This window comes from Geomonas sp. (genome assembly GCF_056994735.1).
Genome location: NZ_JBXKJL010000237.1, coordinates 23,555 through 41,617, shown reverse-complemented (window position 1 = coordinate 41,617; position 18,063 = coordinate 23,555). Strand labels below are relative to the sequence as shown.

Annotated in this window: 16 protein-coding genes; 3 read left to right on the top strand and 13 right to left on the bottom strand. The window is 61.0% G+C overall.

From position 1 onward, the window contains the following. Positions 1–100 precede the first annotated feature (100 nt). Together AC11W3_RS10335 and AC11W3_RS10330 are read left to right on the top strand one after the other, a co-directional pair. Positions 101–592, top strand: a complete 492-nt coding sequence (locus AC11W3_RS10335; protein ID WP_484092969.1) for a methyltransferase family protein — start codon at positions 101–103, stop codon at positions 590–592. Between the two features lie 132 nt (positions 593–724). Then, entirely contained in the window at positions 725–1,441 is a 717-nt protein-coding gene (locus tag AC11W3_RS10330; protein ID WP_484092968.1) for a class I SAM-dependent methyltransferase, read from the top strand. A 245-nt stretch (positions 1,442–1,686) separates the two neighbouring features. On the opposite strand, the gene AC11W3_RS10325 is transcribed toward AC11W3_RS10330, so the two are convergent. The 8 genes from AC11W3_RS10325 to AC11W3_RS10290 all read right to left on the bottom strand — a co-directional run bounded on the left by AC11W3_RS10325 (position 1,687) and on the right by AC11W3_RS10290 (position 11,293). Then, the gene (locus AC11W3_RS10325; RefSeq protein WP_484092104.1) at positions 1,687–3,300 is read right to left on the bottom strand and encodes a HAMP domain-containing methyl-accepting chemotaxis protein; all 1,614 of its coding nucleotides are present in this window, start codon (positions 3,298–3,300) and stop codon (positions 1,687–1,689) included. 150 nt (positions 3,301–3,450) lie between these two features. Continuing rightward, entirely contained in the window at positions 3,451–4,806 is a 1,356-nt protein-coding gene (locus AC11W3_RS10320) for a GGDEF domain-containing response regulator (protein ID WP_484092103.1), read from the bottom strand. A 5-nt stretch (positions 4,807–4,811) separates the two neighbouring features. Then, positions 4,812–5,255, bottom strand: a complete 444-nt coding sequence (locus tag AC11W3_RS10315; protein WP_484092102.1) for a response regulator — start codon at positions 5,253–5,255, stop codon at positions 4,812–4,814. Then, on the bottom strand, positions 5,255–6,979 hold the full coding sequence (locus tag AC11W3_RS10310) for a sensor histidine kinase (protein ID WP_484092967.1): 1,725 nt from the start codon (positions 6,977–6,979) through the stop codon (positions 5,255–5,257). Before AC11W3_RS10310 ends, AC11W3_RS10315 begins: the two co-directional genes overlap by 1 nt. Positions 6,980–6,983: 4 nt before the next feature. Further along, positions 6,984–7,829 carry a PstS family phosphate ABC transporter substrate-binding protein gene (locus tag AC11W3_RS10305; RefSeq protein WP_484092100.1) on the bottom strand — a complete coding sequence of 282 codons (846 nt, stop codon included), beginning with the start codon at positions 7,827–7,829 and terminating at the stop codon, positions 6,984–6,986. Positions 7,830–7,859: 30 nt separating this feature from the next. Then, on the bottom strand, positions 7,860–9,155 hold the full coding sequence (locus AC11W3_RS10300; protein WP_484092966.1) for a diguanylate cyclase domain-containing protein: 1,296 nt from the start codon (positions 9,153–9,155) through the stop codon (positions 7,860–7,862). Between the two features lie 343 nt (positions 9,156–9,498). Next, positions 9,499–10,449, bottom strand: a complete 951-nt coding sequence (locus tag AC11W3_RS10295; RefSeq protein ID WP_484092098.1) for an aldo/keto reductase — start codon at positions 10,447–10,449, stop codon at positions 9,499–9,501. A 640-nt stretch (positions 10,450–11,089) separates the two neighbouring features. Then, positions 11,090–11,293, bottom strand: coding sequence for a SlyX family protein (locus tag AC11W3_RS10290; protein ID WP_484092097.1), 204 nt, complete (start codon positions 11,291–11,293; stop codon positions 11,090–11,092). A gap of 240 nt (positions 11,294–11,533) precedes the next feature. On the opposite strand from AC11W3_RS10290, the gene AC11W3_RS10285 reads away from it, so the two are divergent. After that, positions 11,534–12,202, top strand: coding sequence for a hypothetical protein (locus AC11W3_RS10285; RefSeq protein ID WP_484092096.1), 669 nt, complete (start codon positions 11,534–11,536; stop codon positions 12,200–12,202). A gap of 125 nt (positions 12,203–12,327) precedes the next feature. Here the strand turns inward: AC11W3_RS10285 and AC11W3_RS10280 are convergent, their stop codons facing one another. The 5 genes from AC11W3_RS10280 to AC11W3_RS10260 form a co-directional block, all read right to left on the bottom strand. Next, on the bottom strand, positions 12,328–13,089 hold the full coding sequence (locus AC11W3_RS10280; protein ID WP_484092095.1) for a TSUP family transporter: 762 nt from the start codon (positions 13,087–13,089) through the stop codon (positions 12,328–12,330). Next, positions 13,086–15,302 (bottom strand): hypothetical protein, encoded by a 2,217-nt coding sequence (locus AC11W3_RS10275; RefSeq protein WP_484092094.1) that lies wholly within the window; start codon positions 15,300–15,302, stop codon positions 13,086–13,088. The genes AC11W3_RS10280 and AC11W3_RS10275 overlap by 4 nt, the downstream gene beginning before the upstream one ends. Before the next feature lie 249 nt (positions 15,303–15,551). Beyond that, complete coding sequence (gene gmhB, locus AC11W3_RS10270; RefSeq protein WP_484092093.1) at positions 15,552–16,124, bottom strand: D-glycero-beta-D-manno-heptose 1,7-bisphosphate 7-phosphatase; 573 nt, start codon at positions 16,122–16,124, stop codon at positions 15,552–15,554. A 19-nt stretch (positions 16,125–16,143) separates the two neighbouring features. Then, a complete protein-coding gene (gene gmhA / locus AC11W3_RS10265) occupies positions 16,144–16,716 on the bottom strand; it encodes a D-sedoheptulose 7-phosphate isomerase (RefSeq protein WP_484092092.1) in 573 nt (190 codons plus the stop codon). A gap of 291 nt (positions 16,717–17,007) precedes the next feature. Further along, entirely contained in the window at positions 17,008–18,027 is a 1,020-nt protein-coding gene (locus tag AC11W3_RS10260) for a glycosyltransferase family 2 protein (RefSeq protein WP_484092091.1), read from the bottom strand. Between the last annotated feature and the right edge of the window lie 36 nt (positions 18,028–18,063).

The following is an 18,063-nucleotide window of genomic DNA, read 5'->3' as shown; positions in this document are numbered from 1 at the left end:
CCCGCGGAGGAATGGCTCAAAAACGCAGGCCATAGTCGTATCTTGTGCGGCATGAGCAACTTGAAAGTCTAATCAGAGAAGTGAAGGAGTACATGAGGAAATGAGCGACAAGAGCTGGTGGTGGCAAGGCAAGCGCGGAGAATGGTATGTGGTGATGCAGGCGGCTCTCTTTCTGCTGCTCGTGGCTGGTCCGCGTAACCTCCCCCGGCTGCCGGCGTGGCCTCACGCCCTCAAAGTGGCGGCGGTTCTCTGCGGGATGGCACTTTTTGTTGCTGGTATGGCGCTGGCTTTTTCCGGAGGCTTCACCCTGGGCCGGAACCTTACCCCGCTGCCGCGACCGAAGAACGATGCACAGCTGGTCGAGACCGGACCGTATCGGCTGGTCCGCCATCCGATTTATGGCGGCATCATTATCATCGCCTTTGGATGGGCCCTCGTGGTCAATGGCGCACTTACACTTCTTTACGCCGTGGTGATCTTCATCTTCCTGGACCTGAAGGCGAGGCGAGAGGAAAAGTGGCTCAGGGAGAAGTTTACCGGCTATGACCAGTACAGCAAGAAAGCCCGCAAGTTCATCCCGTTTATCTACTGACACGCGGGCTGCCCCTGCAATGACACTAGCTGATACCGGCATTCCACTTTCTGCGTAAATGTTGTCGTTGTAAATCTCTCGTTCTTCCATTATTGTTGATCCCCCAATAGCCGTGTAACCACGAGATAGCCGATGCCATTTGATCTTAAAGAAGTAGTGCCTTGGGGGCGATGCTACCGGGAATATGTAGCCATGTTCTCCCTCGATGCCGGCGACCTCGCCAAAAGGTTCCTTGGCTGTGGCGACGGGCCCGCCAGCTTCAACTTTACCCTTACCGCCCGCGGGGGCTCCGTCGTCTCTGTCGACCCCATCTACAGCTTCACCGCGGGTGAGATCACGCGGCGGGTGGAGGAAACATTCCCGGTGATCATGGAGCAGACCAGGCTCAACAGGGAAAGCTTCGTCTGGAAGGAAATCGATTCGCTGGAAGAACTCGGGCGGGTTCGGATGCAGGCAATGTCCGACTTTGTCGCGGATTTCGAGAGGGGAAAAGGAGAAGGGAGGTACGTCGCGGGCGAACTCCCCCACCTCCCCTTCCCGGACGCCTCATTCGACCTGGCGTTCTGTTCCCACTTCCTCTTCCTTTACAGCGATCATCTCGACATGGAGTTCCATCTTGATGCGCTGCGAGAACTCTGCCGGGTAGCGGCAGAGGTGCGGGTCTTCCCCATGGTGGAGCTGAGTTGTGCCAGATCTCGCCACCTCGAAGCGGTGGTCTCGACCCTTTCTTCAGAAGGATATCAGCCGTCCGTCGAGGAGGTCCCGTACGAGTTTCAAAAAGGAGGCAACCAGATGCTGAGGATAAGAAAGAGCCTGCCGGATGATTCTCATACGTCCTCGTCCAGATAGAGCTGCCACACCAGGAGCGGTGAATGAAGATACCACCAGAAAAGCTCCTTTTTCTTCCCGGCGCCTCTGGCAACACCGACTTCTGGCGCCCAGTTGCAGACCGGCTTCAACTTCCTTCCGAGAGTGTCATTTCGGCTGGCCGGGATTCGGCCCTACTCCCGCGGATCCAAAGGTCAACGGCATAAGAAAAGGGGGAGGCTGAATGTCAGCCTTCCCCTTCATCTTCGTCCAGCAAAGTTTTGCGATCAGACCTGGAACTGACGGACCTGTTGTCCGAGGTCGTTGGCGAGCTGGGTCATCTGCTCCGCCGCCGCCGAAGTGCGGGTGGCGCCGTGCGAGGTACCGCTGACGGTCTGGAAGATGCTCTGGATGCCGCCGCCCAGGGTGGAGACGGTCGAGGTCTGCTCCTCGGCCGCGATGGCGATCTGGTGCACCTGCTCTGTCACGGCGGAGATCTGATCGAGGATTTCCTGCAGCGCCACGCCGGAACGGGCGGCTTCGCTGGTGCCGCGCTCGACTTCACGGACCCCCTCATCCATGGCCCCGACCGCTTCCCTGGTCTCGGACTGGATCGACTTGATCATCTCGCCGATCTCGCGCGTTGCCTTGGTGGTTCTTTCCGCAAGGGCACGAACCTCGTCGGCGACGACTGCGAAGCCCCGTCCCTGCTCGCCGGCGCGAGCAGCCTCGATGGCCGCATTGAGCGCCAGCAGGTTGGTCTGATCGGCGATGTCCTCAATGGTGCCGACGATCTGACCGATCTGGTCGGAGCGCACCCCCAGCTGTTCGACGGCGCGCGCCGTCTCCTTGACCCGGCTGGCGATCTCTTCCATCCCCGTCACGGTCCCCTGGACGACCGTCTTCCCGTTTTCGGCAGCCTTGCTGGCCCGCTGGGACGAGTCGGCGGCCTGGCTGCAGCTCCTGGCAATCTCGCCGGAGGTATGGACCATCTCGTCGACGGCCGTCGCCATGGTCGAGGCCTGGCCGGAGACCGTTTCCGCCCCGGCGGCAATCGAGCCTGCGCTGTCGTGGAGCGCCTCGGCGGCGGAGAGTACCTGGTGGGTGGCGGATGACACCCCTTTCACCGTCCCCTGGATCTTGCCGACGAAGAGGTTGAAGGCCGCGCAGACCTTCCCGATCTCGTCGTTGCTCCTGACCTTCAGGCGCCGGGTCAGATCCCCCTCCCCTTCGGCTATGTCGGAGAGCGCATCGGCGGTCTCGCGAAGAGGGGTGGTGATGCTGACGGAGACGTACAGTAAGACGCAGGAAGCCAGCAGAAGGGCGAGAATCGCCGCAGCGATGGCGATGTTGCGGGAGGTGTGGGCCGAGCCGGCGGCCTCCTCCAGGGCCTTCTGGGCCTCCTTCTGCTGCATGTCGATGAGAGTGGTCAGGCTCTTGACCGTTGCGGCACCGAACGGGAAGGTCGTCTTGGCGCGCCAGTCGGCGGCCTCCTGGGTCTTGCCGGCCATGGAGAGCTCGAACCACTTGGGCCTGGCGGCTACGTACTGCTTGTAGATGTCATTGAACTCCTTGAGGGTCGCCTTCTCCGGATCGGAGAGCTCCCCCTTTTCGAAGGACGCGAGGTTCCCTTCCAGGGTCTTGTACAGGTCAGGCTCGTCGGAGATGATCTTCTTCCGTGCGGCATCGTCCGCGGAGATGAATTGGGAAAGCCCGAACCTGAGCTTCCACAGTGCGTTCTGCGCGTCTGCCAGATAAACCGCTCCCTTTACGTGGTTTTCGTAGAGACTGCGGTAATCGTTCTCATGCTTGATGCTGCTACGGATCGTAACGCCGGCCAGGAAGAGCAGCATCGTCAACAGGACGGAAAAGCACAACAACAACTTGGAACGAATGGACATCTTGTATACTCCGAAAAAAAGGGGTTAGAACTGCACGCTATGAAAAAGTTGCTTGCTGACAGGAACCGACAGGGACCGAGCTTCTATTCGGCACGGGCTCAAAAAAGTTGAGGTTTACATCGCCAGGTCATTGCCTCTGCTGGAAAACCGTCAGGGGCGCTGGCTCCCCAGCTCGCTGAAGTAGAGAAACTGGTTTCCTCCCTGCTGCTTGGCCTGGTACATCGCCATGTCCGCCTTCTTCAGCAGGGCATCGGCATCGTCAGCGTCATCAGGATAGACGCTGATCCCGATGCTCCCCCCGATGGTGCAACGCTCGCCGCTCAGGTCGAAGTCGTCGCTCATGGCGCTGACCACCTTGCGGGCGACGATGACCGCGTCCGAGGCCTCGGTGATCCGCGACATGATGATCACGAACTCGTCGCCACCTATGCGGGCTATGGTGTCGCAGCTGCGGCAGCACCCCTCCAGCCGCGCGGCGGCCTGGGAGAGGAGGGCGTCACCCTTGTCGTGGCCGCGGGTGTCGTTGATCTGCTTGAACCCGTCCAGGTCTAGGTAGATGAGGGCGAAGGAGGAACGGTACCTCCTGGCGTGCTCCAGATTCATCCTCAACCGATCGAAGAAGAGTGCCCGGTTGGGAAGCCCGGTCAGCTGATCGTAGTAGGCCATCCGTTCCAGCAGCTGCTTGGCCTTTACCCGTTCGGAGATGTCCCTGAAGATGATCTGCACTGCCGGCTCCCCTCTGAAGGTGAAGGGTATGCCGGAGACCTCGACCGAGAGCTTCGAGAAGTCGAGCCTTACGAAGCGCTCCTCGAACCACGGTATCTTCACGCTGCTGGTCTCGATCCGCTCCAGCTGGCCGCTGAACTCTTCAACCGAGGCGGGCTCCACGAACCCCAGCATCAGCTCACCCAGGAGCTGGTCGGGCGACTGGGCCCCGAGGAGGGACACCGCCGCCGGGTTGGCAAACTCGATGCGGAAGCGGCAGCAGATGACGATGCCGTCGGGGGAAAGGTCGACCAGTTTCCGGTAACGCTCCTCGCTCTCGCGGATCGACTGCAGCGCTCGCTCACGTTCCCGGGCCAGCCTCCGCCCCAGGAGGACCTTTTCAAGGACCATCGGCAGGAGCTCGAGGTACCTCATGTCCAGGTCCTTGACCAGGTAGTCGGTGGCTCCAAGCTTCATGGCCTCGACCGCGACCTTCTCGTCGCCGTTTCCGGTGACCATGATGACCGGCGGCGGCACTTCGCGCTCGAGTATGCGCCGCACCACCTCCATGCCGTCCATAACCGGCATGCTGTAGTCCACCAGCACCGCGTCGTAGGCCTCCTCCTCGATCAGCGACAGACCCTGCTCGCCATCGTAGACCAGCTCCACGCTATAGCCGTGGCGGGTCAGATGGTTTTTCATCAGGCGTGCCAGACCGAGGTCGTCCTCGATGTACAGTATCCGGCCCCCCTGCCCCTGAGGGGACTCGGGGGAATTTCCCGTGGCCTTTTCCTGTGACATGGAAGCTAATCCTTTCCCGGGACCTTCACGACCGACAGGAACATCCCCAGCTTCTGGATGGCGTCGCAGAAGTCCTCGTACTCAACCGGCTTGGTCATGTAGACGTTGCACCCGAGCTCATAGCAGCGGTCGATCTCGTGTGGATTGTCGGTGGTGGTGAGCATGACCACCGGTATCTTCCTGGTCCTGTCGTCACCCTTGATCCGCTGCAGCACCTGGCAGCCGTCCATCTCGGGCATGTTCATGTCGAGGAGCATGAGGATCTTGTCGGGACAGCAATCCTCGCCGGACTCCCCCGGTTTCAGGAGAAAGTCCACCGCTTCTCTCCCGTTGGTCAGATGCTTGATGGGGTTGTTGATCCCGCCGCGCCGCAGGTTCTTCTGGATCAGCCGCGCATGCCCCGCATCATCCTCAACCAGCAATATGGTAACTGCTTCATGTCCGTTCATCATATCCCTATACCATCACCACGTTGTGTCCTGCTTTCCTCTGTCCTGTCACTTTGGATCGGGAGGGCACCATGCCCTCCGTCCAGCGGCAGGCTGAAACTGAAGGTACTGCCGGAATCGGCCTCCGACTGGCACCAGATCTGGCCGTGCAGCTTGCGCACCAGCGTCTTGACGTAGGCCAGCCCCATCCCCTCTCCCTGCACGTCCTGCCGCCCCGCCCTTCTGAAGATCTCGAAGATCTTCGCCTGGTCGTCCTTCGCTATCCCCCTGCCGTTGTCGCGGATATGGACGGTGACGGCGGATGTGGAGGTCTCGGCAAAAACCGACAGCTCCCCCGGCCGTGACCGGTCGAGGTACTTGACCGCGTTGTCCAGGAGGTTCCCGACGATCTGCTCGATGGCGATCCTGTCCCCTTTTATCACCGGAAGAGCGCCGACGGTGACCGTCGCCTTCCGCTCCTCGATCTGGTGCGACATGCTCTTCAGGATGGAATCGACCATGTCCCTCAACTGCACCGGCTCGTTTTTGATTTCCAGGTGGCCGATGCGGGAGAGTTTCAGGACGGAGTTGATCAGCCTGTCCATCCTGACCACCGAGCCGTTGATGAAGTCGAGCGCCTCGGGGATGTCCTGCTCGAAGACCGCACTCATCCGCGTCTTTTCGCCCGGATCAAGGCTGCAGCACTGTTTATTGAAAGCGCCGTAGAGGTCGTCGATGCAGCTGTTCAGTTCGGCCGCGAACCCCTTGATATTGACCAGCGGTGCACGGAGGTCGTGGGAGATGATGTAGGCGAAGCTCCTGAGCTCCGCGTTGGTCTCCTCGAGTTCCGCCGCGAAGTTTTTCAGCTGTTGCTCCGCCCTCTTCCTCTTGGTGATATCCTCGGCGCTGATCACCATGCCGGCCCGGTGGCCATTCTGGCTGAAGGGTGCGGCGCCGCAGCTGATCTCGATCAACTGGCCGTTCTTGGTCATCAGCTGCGTCTCGAAGACTACGCTCGCCACCTGGCCGGAGGAGATCTTCTCCAGTTCTTCCCGCACCTGCTCCAGCGCTTTCCCGGAGAAGAGGTCGAGGAACTGACTCTCCTCCAGTTCCGTCTGGGAGTAGCCGGAAATCTCCTGCGTGCGCCGGTTGGCGAGCCACATCCCGCCCCAGACGTTGAGCACGATGATGGCATTGGTGCTGCTCTCCATCACCGTGTTCAGGAAGGAGTTGGCGTCTTCCAGCTTGTTCTGGGCCGTGATGATGGCCCGGTACGGGAGGAGCCGGAAGACCAGCAACCCGGCCAGGAGCCCGAAGAGGGTGGTGAATATGGTCCTGGCGACCAGGGGCCGCAGCGAGCGGGTGATCTCGATCCTTCCCACCGGTACGCCGGCGTCCATCAGCTCGTTGGAACGCCGCACGCACGGGGCCGGGAGGTCGCCGGAGCTTTCGGCCACCATCTCTCCCTTGGCATCGAAGATGCGCCGGGTCTCGGGGGAGCCGCCACGGGGCCGGCGGGCCAGGAGTTCCTCCAGCCGGACCTGCTCGAACTTCCACAGCAGCGGGTTGGCGCTGACGATGCCGGAAACCAGTCGGGCATTGATCTCCGCCTCCGCCTCCAGGCTCCCCACAATGAACTGGTAGGAGATTAGGAAGTACCCTGCCGGAATGGCGAGGGCCAGGATGACCGACATCGTGACGGCCAACCGGGTGGTGATCCTGGAGAGCGCAGGCTTCTCGTTCATCTGGTTAGCGTCCTTTTCCACCGCCGGTGGCTATGTTGCCGACCTTGGCCAGCATGGCGCGCCCCTTGGCGGACATGACGAACTCGGCGAACTGGCGGGCAGCCGCAGACGTTTTCGGAGTGGTGATCAGGTAGTGCGGTTTGACCAGCTGGTACTTGCCATCGGCCAGGGCCTTGACGGACGGTTTGACACCGTTGAAAGAGAAGACGTGGACGCCCCTCTTCTCGGTGATGATTTCGGCCAGGGTGGAGGGACCGACCGCGCCGGGGGTCTTGGTGATTGCCTCGTCGCAGTCCTGGTCGGTGACGGCGTAGATCATCCCGGGGCGTGACGAAGCGGTCTTGGCGGCCTCGGCCAGGGCCGGCGAGATGGCCTTGATGATCTTGGTGTCGGTGTCGCCGTCAGGCCTCAACACCAGCCGGATCTGCGAGCCGTCCGGCCACTTGAGGAGCTGGCCCTGGTACATCTTCTCCAGCTCGGCGGAGGAGAGGTTCTCCTTGGTCACGCTCTTGTTGGCGGCGAAGACGAAGGGGGTCCTGGCGTACTCCTGCATGGTCGCTCCGGCCTTCTGCTCCTCGGGCTTCAGGGCTCTGCCGCTTACGGCCAGGTCGAGCGAGCCGGCCAGGAGAGCCTTGATGCCCCCCGAGCTCCCCAGGCTGGAGAAAATTTCGATCTTCGTGCCGGGATGGCTTTCCTCGAAGGCCTTGGCCAAAAGCCTCATCCCTCCCAGACCGGAACCTGCGCCGCCGACCCTGACCGTCTCAGCCTGCGCCATACCGCCACAGAAGAGACCGGCGGCGACCGCCAGCAACAATGCTGCACCCCTGCTCCTGATAAATTGTCTCCTCACCGTGCTTCCTCCCTCGGACCTTGTATATTCTCAGCTGTAGAACTGATACTTGTTGCGTCCCGACTTCTTGGACCTGTACATCGCCTGGTCCGCCTTTACCTGCAACTCCTCGCTTTTGCCGTCATCCGGATAGAGGCTTATGCCGATGCTGGCAGCGATGCGGCACTCCTCGCCCTGGATGATGTAGGGGGTGTTGATCGCCTCACCCAGCCTCTCCGCCATCGTGGCCACATCACCTCTCTCCTCGATCCGGGAGAGGATGACCACGAACTCGTCTCCCCCCATCCGCGCCACCGTGTCCGACTGCCTCACGCAGGAAACCAGCCGCTGGGCGACCTCCTTGAGCAGCAGGTCGCCGAAATAATGGCCCAGCCTGTCGTTGGTCTCCTTGAAGCGGTCCAGGTCTATGAAGAGCATGGCAAACTTGAAGCTGTGGTTCGCGGCCTGCAACATCAGCCGGTTCAGGCGGTCGAACAGGAGAGCGCGGTTGGGAAGGCCGGTCAGGGGATCGTAGCTCGCCATCCACTCGAGCCGGCGCTCGGAAGCCTTGCGGTCGCTGATGTCGCGGAAGATGGTCTGGAAAGCGGGGCGGCCGTCCCCGCCAAAGCGCAGCGCCGTCATCTCCACGTCAATCTCAGACCCGTCACAGCGCAGCATCTTCTGCTCCTTCCAGGGCAAGACCGCGTCGGACTCCTCCAGGAGCCTGAGACTCACGGCGAAGAGCTGGTGGTGGTCGGGATGGATGAAATCGAGCACCTCTCGCCCGAGCAGTTCCTCACATGACCGGGCACCGAGGGTCTCGGCGCCGGCAGGATTGATGAACTCGAATTTGCCTCGGGAATGGACCGAGATGCCGTCGGGGGAGAGCTGCACCAGCCTGCGGTAGCGCTCTTCGCTCTCCCTGGCCTCATTGAGGATGGCCTCGCGCTCCTCGATGAGGCGGGCACGCTCGCGCACCTGCTCGACCATGATGGGCAGGAGCTCCAGGTAACCGCGGTCGAGATCCTTGACCAGGTAGTCGGCGGCGCCAAGCTTCATGGCATCGACGGCGATCTGCTCGTTGCCGTCGCCTGTCAGCATGATGACCGGGGGAGCGTTCTCGATGTCGGCCAAGTGGCGCATGACTTCGATCCCGCCCATGACCGGCATGTTGTAGTCGATCACCGCCACGGTGTAGAAGCACTCCCGCAGCATCGAGAGCCCCTCTTCGCCGTTGCAGGCGACGTCGACCTCGTAGCCGCGGCGCTCCAGGTGGCGTTTGAGCAACCTCGCCAGTCCCAGGTCGTCTTCCATGTAGATAATGCGTGTAGGTACGGTATCGGTCATTACTGGTACAGTCACCACCCGTGCAGTATTAGGTATGCTCAAGGGCACCATATGGAAACGCCTTCGCACGCCATTGTGTTACTGCTCTATCGGCATGAATTTGAAGTAACTGTAGAGTTAATTTCACCGGAGAATGCTAGGAACCGGTCCAATCAACGGTTGGTCTGCGATAACAACAATAAACAAATTACAGGAAATTAATACAATATATTGAGCAAGTACAGCAGGTAAGAGAGGAAGCCATCTTGCTTATTGAAGATGGCTTCCTTTAAGAAAAGATTTATGGCGGGGATACTACATTATTTTAACTAAAATATAAACACCAGATTGAGAAGCAGGAGAGCTAAACCACGCGGATGATGAATTCCGGGCAGGCGGCACCGCAATAGCCGCACAGGATGCAGACCTCCTCGTCTACGCAGGCCTTGCCGTCGACAAGGTCGAGGGCGTTGTTGGTGCAGGCCGGGACGCAGGCGCCGCATCCCTTGCAGAAGGCCTGCATGATGCGCAGCTTGCGCCTTCTTCCTTCCAGTTGATCCCAGAGTTGCGCCTCGGTCAAGCCGCTTTCGAAGAGGGCGAGGTTCCCGTCTATCTCCGGTTCGGAGAGCATTCCGATGGCGATACCGTGGACGCCGGAGAGGCCCATGACGAAGCGCAGGCTTTCCCGGGCGCTGGAGATCAGGTTGCCGCCGGCCAGGGCCTTCATGGCATAGACACCCTTCCCCGCAGCGGCGCAGTCGGCAATGGCGGCAGCCATCTCCTCCTTCGTGCCGTCGATGATCCCCATGCCGGTCCGGTTGATCAGCGGGTGGATGACCTCGATCTCGGGATGGGCGGCAGCCTTGGCAATGGCGCTGACAAAATGCGAGGAGAGGCCGACGTGACGGATCTTTCCTTCCTCCTTCATCCGGACCAGTTCCTCGATGACCTCGGCCCGGTCGGTGAAGGGGTCAGCCACCCTGGCGCCGTGCAGATGGACAATGTCGAGCCTCTCCAGGTCCAGTTCCTTCAGGGCACGCTCCACGTGGGCGCGGGCCAGTTCCGCGTTATTTGCGTGGGTCTTGGTGGCGATGAAGGCCTCGCCGGTGAAGCCGGCAAGGGCGTGGCGGATATGCGCGTAGGTCTGGTACATCTCGGCCGTATCCAGGAGGTTCACCCCGCGCTCCAAGGCATAACGGATCAGCCGCCCCCCCTCCCCGGGGGAAACGGCAGCCTGCAACGGGCCAAGGGGAAGCGTGCCGTAGACCAGCGGATTGACGCTAAGCCCGGTGGCGCCCAAAGTTACATTCTTCATAACATCTCCCATTTCGTAATTGTTCGGCTGGAAAGGCCTCACCACAGAGGAACACAGAGGAACACAGAGGAAAACCTACTGCGGACACGGCTCTTGATCATTCAAAGCTAGATTGTGCCGATCGCGCATTACAACGGGAGCAACCCGCCTACTGCGGACACGGCTCTTGATCATTCAAAGCTAGGGCTATTCTTCAAAGTTACCTAGGCAAACAGCACGTCCCTCCCCGCAGACGTCCCCCCCTTGTCAAAGAGCCGCACACGTCCCCCCCTTGTCAAAGGGGGGACAGGGGGGATTCGCCTTTGTCGGACCGGTTCCATAATGGCCCCAGCCCTCACCCCTGCCCCTCTCCCGTAGGGCGAGGGGTAAATGGACCTTCACCAGCACCACGGAGGCTATGCGCCCAGGAACTGTGACACCATTCACCATTCACCATTCACCATTCAACAGCGTGCCGTCCACCGCGGCTGCTTCCAGACGTCCCCCCCTTGTCAAAGGGGGGACAGGGGGGATTTGCCGTGTGAGGGGCATCGTTGCTGCGGTTCGCGCCCGGGAGGGCGCTCCTACGAAAGGGAGAGCCGGCACCGCATGGCTTACGTCCCTCACCCCCTTCTCCGTAGGACGAGGGGCAGACGAACGCTTAGTAATGCGGCGGGGGCTCTTCCTCGGAAGACGTCTTGTTCTGCGAAGTCATCATTCCGCTGAGGTGCTCCTTGAGGATCTTCAGTTCCAGGGTCAGTCGGTCGATGCTGGTCTGATGAAGCGTAACCACCTCGTTCAACTGGTCTATGACATGCCCCTGGTGCATTATTAGCATCTCCATATCTGTCAGACGCTGCTCCATGGTCGGTTATCTCCTTTGTGGTGATTGTTATCACCGAAATATGTATCCATTACTTTACCGCCACTAACACAATGAGAGTATCTGCTGCCACGGTCAGACAGTTATACCAAGCATATCAAGGAAATTCTAACTCCATTCCCCTTCATCTCCAAGATAAAAAACTTCAAAAACCTGCCCGTTTCTGCTAATTTCTCTGTTCCGCAGCAAAAATGGAAGGCAAAACCAGGACGGAGGCAACGAATGCCGGAAACGCCGAAATCAACCAGCGAACGTCACATCGAAACCATCATGCAACGGGTGGAGCCGGGATCCGAGCGCTACGAGGTACTCGACAAGGCCAAGCGCTTCAAGTCCTCGTGGGTCGAACTCGGGGAGAAACTGCTGGATGTCAGCAGAAAGGGCCACTTCCGGGAGTGGGGCTATCAAAGCTTCGAGGAATATTGCGTCCAGGAGATCAGGATCAAGCGCGGAACCGCCGAGAAACTGACCACGGCCTACCGCTTCATGGAGAAGGAAGAGCCGCAGCTTCTGCAAGCACGGGAAGAATTGAAGCCGCTGCCGGACTACCGCTCCATCGACCTGTTGCGCAAGGCCAAGGAGGAGAAGGGGTTCACCGAGGAAGAGTATGTCGACCTGAGGAATAGCGTGGTCGAAGAGGAGCGCAGCCACCCGACGGTATTGAAGAAGTACAAGGAGGTAGCCGCGCTGCGCGAGGAGGTGAACCCGCTGGCTCCGCTCAAGGCGAGCGTATCCGCCGCGAGGCGGCTGGAGTCGGCATTGCGGAACCTGCCTGACGCCCCGGGAGTCTATCTACAGCAGTTGGGCGAGATGATCGCGCACCTGGAGGAAGAGCTGGAGGCCCTGAGTCTGACCCATACCGGCGAGGCGGGCGCCATGCGGGAGATCTAGCATCTGCAAGCCCCCCAGCCCCCTCCCGCTTGCGCGCCAGCGTGCTACAGCGCGCAGGCCCGTCAAGGGAGGGGGGGAGTCCCCTTAGCCCTTAGCCCTTAGCCCTTAGCCCTTAGCCCTTAGCCTTACCTATAATTATCGTAAAAGAGCTTCGCGGTCACCACCAGCACCGAGGAGATGAAGACCGGCCTTACCAGGCTGGTCCCTTTCTTGATCACCAATCTGGCGCCGACCCTGGCACCGCACGCCTGCCCTGCCCCCATCAGCAATCCAGCCACCATCACCACATGCCCGCCGGCGATGAAGAGCACCAGCGAAACGATGTTGCTCACGAAGTTGAAGACCTTGGTGTAGCCGGTCCCCTTACGCATGTCGAAGCCGAGCCCAAGCATGATGGCGATGACCCAGAAAGAGCCGGTGCCCGGTCCGAGGAAGCCGTCGTAAAACCCCAGCAAGAGCCCGAAGGTCGCGTAGAAGGCTCCCTTTTTCATCCTGGGATGCACCTCTTCCGCGCCAAGCTTAGGGGTGAAGATGGTATAGCAGAGGATGAGAAGAAGCAGGAACGGGATGGCGCGCTTGAGAAAACCGGGGTCGATCTGCTGGACGGTGTAGGAGCCCAGAATCGCCCCGATTGCCGTCCAGACGATCCCCGCCAGCGCCTCGCGCAGATCCACGGTACCGGCCCTGACGAAATGGGCCATGGCGCTGAAGGAGCCGAAACTGGCCTGCAGTTTGTTGGTCCCGAGAGCGGCCTGGGGGGGGAGCCCCATGCCGAGGAGTACGGGGATGGTGATCAGCCCTCCCCCACCGGCTATGGAGTCGATGAGGCCTGCGAGGGCGCCGGTGAGAAAGAGGAGGGGAAGCATTGCTGGTGAAAGATGCATCATTTGACCTCTGCAGGCTTGCCAGGAGCCTTGCCTTTACTTGATATGTAAGCCCGAAGAGTGGCTTGGGCGATGGAAACCATCAGCGGGATCTCCCTGAAGGGGATCGTTTCATCGGCGACGGCCTGGGCGAGGTGGTAGATGCGATGCCACTTGACCGGAGGCCTGGATGACGATTTCAGCCACAACGCCGTCACCACCAGCCGCTCCAGCCAATAGCCCCGCCGCTTCTCCAGCACGCCGAGGATGCGGTCGGTTGCTGCCGCGGAATCGATCGCCTTACCTCTACCTCGTGCGGCCTCGACCTCACGGTCAACCGCCTCGTCATGCTCATGCCACCTGTTAAGCAGTGGCGACTCGGCATAAAGAGCACAGGAAAGCTCGACGGAGTCGCGATATTCCCGCTCTTCGAGGAGCTTCGGATCATGCGAGGCCAGCTCCTCTTGCAGCAGCAGGAGTTCCCTCGCGGCGTCCAAAGTAATGATCCGCCAACGGTCCCGCCCGAGGAGTTCGGCTATCCGCACCAGCCAATGGCTGGGAACCTTGCCGGCGCGGGCCCCGTCCGCCAGGGCGTTGCAGACCCGCAGGTCAAGATGCTCCGCCGAGGACTCGAGGAAGGAAGGATCATTCCTGAGGAGTTTGACGATATCGTCCACTTGGTACTGGGACTTCAGCGGCACCACGAAGGAGTTGACAACACCTTCCTCCTGCTTGAGGACGATCGTGCACCTGGCGAAGGCTTGGCCATCGGGGACCAGGACCTGGAAGGACTGTTCCCCCACGGGGTCGATGGACGAAGCATACACCGTCGTCGAGGGGAGCCTCTTGATCGGCGCGCACTCCACCCTGGCCTTCCGTGCACTGGCGATCCCCCGGTCCACATCCCTCCTGACCTCGTTCTCGAACCAGTTGCGGGAGATGATCAACCGGCGCAGGGTCTCCCCGCTGATCCGACGGCCGTCGATGGTCGAGAGTATCCTCGATACCCCCAGGCGCACCCCGGAGTCGTGATGAAAGAGCATCAGTGCCGCCGCATCGCGCAGCAGAGGGTCTTCCGCCTCGAACATCTCGCCGATCAGCGCGGTCTGGATGCCGGTATCGCTCAGGGTGAAGAGGTCGAGCAACTCCTGGACACCTTCGAAGGGCGAGGTGACACCGATCGATTGAAAGCTTCTGGAGATCCCCGTCAGCACGTCTTCAGCCGGCAGATCGTGCAGATCCGTGCGCGCGCCGCAGGAGGCAAGCGTCAAGGGATTCGATTCCCGGAGCACGGGGAGGATGTCGACCCTGCTCTGTACCAGGATATTGGTCACGGCGGCGCAGAGATCGGGGTCCTCGTTCTCCGCGTAGATATGCCGGGCAAGGGCCTTTTGCACGATCTCCATCGACCTCCTGGCCCTGACGTTGCCAACCTCGACCTCCTCGTCCAGGAGATCCAGCGTGTCGAAAAGGAGCCTCAGCGCCCCCTGGATCTGCTCGTCCGGTTGCGGCGACTGTTGGTAAAGTGCCGGCAGAAGTGAAGCCAGCTCCTCCCCCGCCCCCATGTCAGCGAGCAGGAACTTCCGCAGGTCGTCCTGGAGCCGGATGATAGCGGAAGAGTGACCGGCGGCCCCCGCTTCGACGTAGCGTGAAACAAAGGAGGCCACCGTCTCAGGCTTGGGCGGTCTGACCTCTGGCGACGCGGCTGCGGGTCTCCCCTTTGGTCCAGTGGACGCTCCCGGAGAGGGGCGCCCCTTCTGCAGGGTTCTTAGCGACTCCTCTATTTCCGCTGCCAGGTCAGGCGGCGCCGTCGCCTGATAGACCAGGGTCCCCGGTTTCGGAAATCGTTTCCCCGCGTACGTCTTCACCTCCGACTTCTCCCGAACCGCCACGTAGTGCCGGTACAAAATCTCGATATATTGAGGCCCTGCGTTGAGGTACTTCACGAAAAGCTCGAGGAGGTCCGGCGCGTAGGGGCCCTGCCGTTTCGAATTCTCCAGATAGGGTCCGGCAAAAGGACCGTGCTGGTCGAAGCCGAAGCTGACGAAGGCTTTAGGCTTCATCTTCTCGTTGACCACCTGCAGCATCACGCGGCGACAGTCGCATCCGCGCTCGATGCAGTAGTACTCCAGGAAACGGTAAGTCCCCTTCGGGATCCTGCCGCTCTTCCGCGGCAGCGTCAGGGTCATAACCGGCTCGGGGTTCTGAATCAGGTCAAGGTAGGACACAAGCTCCATCGGCGCACCTCGGTGACAGCGGATTGGCCCTGATACAGTCAAACATGGTCGCGCTACTCTATGAGCGTTTCAGCAGGGAGTCAAGAAGTTGAGATCCCCTCCCCCTCCGGGGAGGGGCAGGGTGAGGGGGTCGGCAGAGGGCTCACTGCTCGGACTTCGCAACTTCCCTCGCCCGCGCTGCGGGCGCCCTCTCCGAGGGGAGAGGGGATAGGGCTGGATGCAGGAGTCGGGGGGAATAGATCGGGAGAATCAGCCTCTCGCGGCGTCGAGCGCCAGGATCGCTGCGGCTGCGGCGGGAAGATCCGGATAGAGCTCGACTCCGGCAGGGCGTCGCTCGGCATGGGCGGCCCCGTAACCGGTCAGGACCATGAGAGAGGTACATCCGGCGTTGATCCCGGCCTCTATATCTCCCAGCTTGTCGCCCACCATGAAGGAGGCGGAGAGGTCGATGTCCAGGTCCCCGGCGGCCTGCTGCAACATGCCGGGGAGCGGCTTTCTGCAGGCGCACTCCTTGAGGTAATCTCCCTTGGCGTGCTCGGGGTGATGGGGACAGAAATAGCAGGCATCGATGGCGGCCCCGTAACCGGCCAACTCCTCGTGCATGTGCCGATGGATCGACTCCAGGGCGGCCTCGTCGTAGAGGCCCCGTCCGATCCCCGACTGGTTGGTTACCACCACCAGCAGGAAACCGGCGTCCTTAAGACGCTTCAAGGCGGCGGGAACACCGGGAATGAACTCGAACTCCTCGGTCTTGCAGAGGTATTGCACCTCGACGTTTATGGTACCGTCCCTGTCCATGAAGACGGCTTTTCTCTTTGCCATGCTGTCAGCTCTCTTTTCATCAGGCGGCGAAAAGGTTTTTTTCGACCAGATCGCAGATGATGTGGATGATGGTGATGTGACCTTCCTGGACCCGGGGGGTGTCGTTGCAGGTAACGACCAGGGGAAGCTCGGCGACCTTCTTGATGGTCCCGCCATCCTTGCCTAGCAGCGCGACCGTCCGGCACCCTTTACCGGCAGCTGCTTCCAGGGCGAGCTGGACGTTGGGGGAGTTGCCGCTGGTGGAGATGCCGATGACCACGTCGCCGGCCTGGGCCAGGGCCTCCACCTGGCGGGAGAAGACCCGGTCGAAACCGTAATCATTGCCGATGGCGGTAAGGATGGAGGTGTCGGTGGTGAGGGCGATGGCGGGAAGGGCCGGCCGCTCCAGCTTGAAGCGCCCGACGATCTCGGCGGCGAAATGCTGGGCGTCGGCCGCGGAGCCGCCGTTACCCATGACCAGGACTTTTTTTCCATCGCGCAAGGCAGCAGTGAGCAGAGAGACCGTCTGCTCAATTGCGGGGGAAAGCTCCTTCTCGATGACCGACATCACATCGCAGTGACTTCTCAGCTGCGACCTTATCTCTGCTAACATCAACCCTCCCTGCTCTCGATATGGCTTACCTGCCGAAAGTTACCAGAACCTGCTCCTGGAAGCTCCGGCGTCGACCGGAAAACGGCCAACCTGAAACCTGATTAGTACCATTCTTCCGCCAGCTTCCAAAACTGTCATTCCCGAAGCGATTCTGATCGGGAATCCAGCTCCTAAACGACGTGAAATCTGGATCCCCGATAAGGGCATTCGGGGAGGACAATCTCATAGCGGAAGATTAGCGCTTCAGTACCTGAAATGCCCGGAACCGGGAACCTGGAGCCGTTTGTAGTTTTACGCGTAGTGACTCTGGATCCGCTCGCTTAGCTCGGTGAAGGAGAGGTAGGACGGGCTCCAGGGAAAGGCGATGCCGTCTACGGCGGTGACGGGAAGAGTTCCGGGGGTGCTGGCGGCAATTCGTTCGAAGATGTGCCTGCGGTTCATGTCCAGGGCCAGGCGCGGCAGCGGCACCAGCCTGACGTTCTCGTGCAGGTTCCCCAGTCCCGCGAGGAGCGCGGCCTTGTAGAGCACCATGGGGACCAGGACGTGGAAGCTGTCCCCGCGGCGTGCTCCCTTCACCATCACCTCCAGCTTCTGGCACAGGAGGGCCCTCTCGACCCCCTTGGGGACATGGACCACGTAATTGCTCCCCTCCCCCCAGCGTTCCCTGAAGATGGCCAAGCTCCGCTCCAGGTTCTCCTTGCGCCTGCGCACCGAGCCAAGAGCCACGTCCTCCTGGAAGGCCAGCGCGGGGCCGGGCACCCGGAAGGTGAGCAACCCCTTGGCGCAGGCGCGGCGGGTGTAGTCCCTCTGGCACCACAGACCGCCATCCAAACCCTCGTCAAGGCCGCCGATCTCCTGGTACGCCTTCCTGGTGATGACCATGGCGGCAAAGGAACCGTGGTCGACCTCCATCGGGCCGGTGCACTCGTTCTCGGCAGACTCGAGGCAGGGAACGAGAATCCCGGCCTCTGGATGGGCGGAGCCGAAGGCCAGGAGCGGCTCGAACCAACCGGCGCAGACCGCGGTGGTGCTGCGGATCAGCGCCAGATACGGGGCCTCCGACCTCTGCAGGCCCCGGTTGGCCGCCCTGACGAAGCCTATATTGCTGTCGTCGCGCATCAGCAGCGCCCGATCGTCCAGCCCGTCGGCAAATTCCTGAAGGAGCCTCTCGGTGTCGCGATCGCTGCCGCAGTCATACATGATTAAGCGCGCGTTTGGCGTGTTATTGATCAGGTTGACCAGGCAGTTGCGCGTTTCATTGGGCTTGTTCCAGACAGGTATGACGACGTCTATGTCAATAGCATCTTGCATGATGCTCCCTAGGTCCAGTTGCCGCTCCGGATGTTG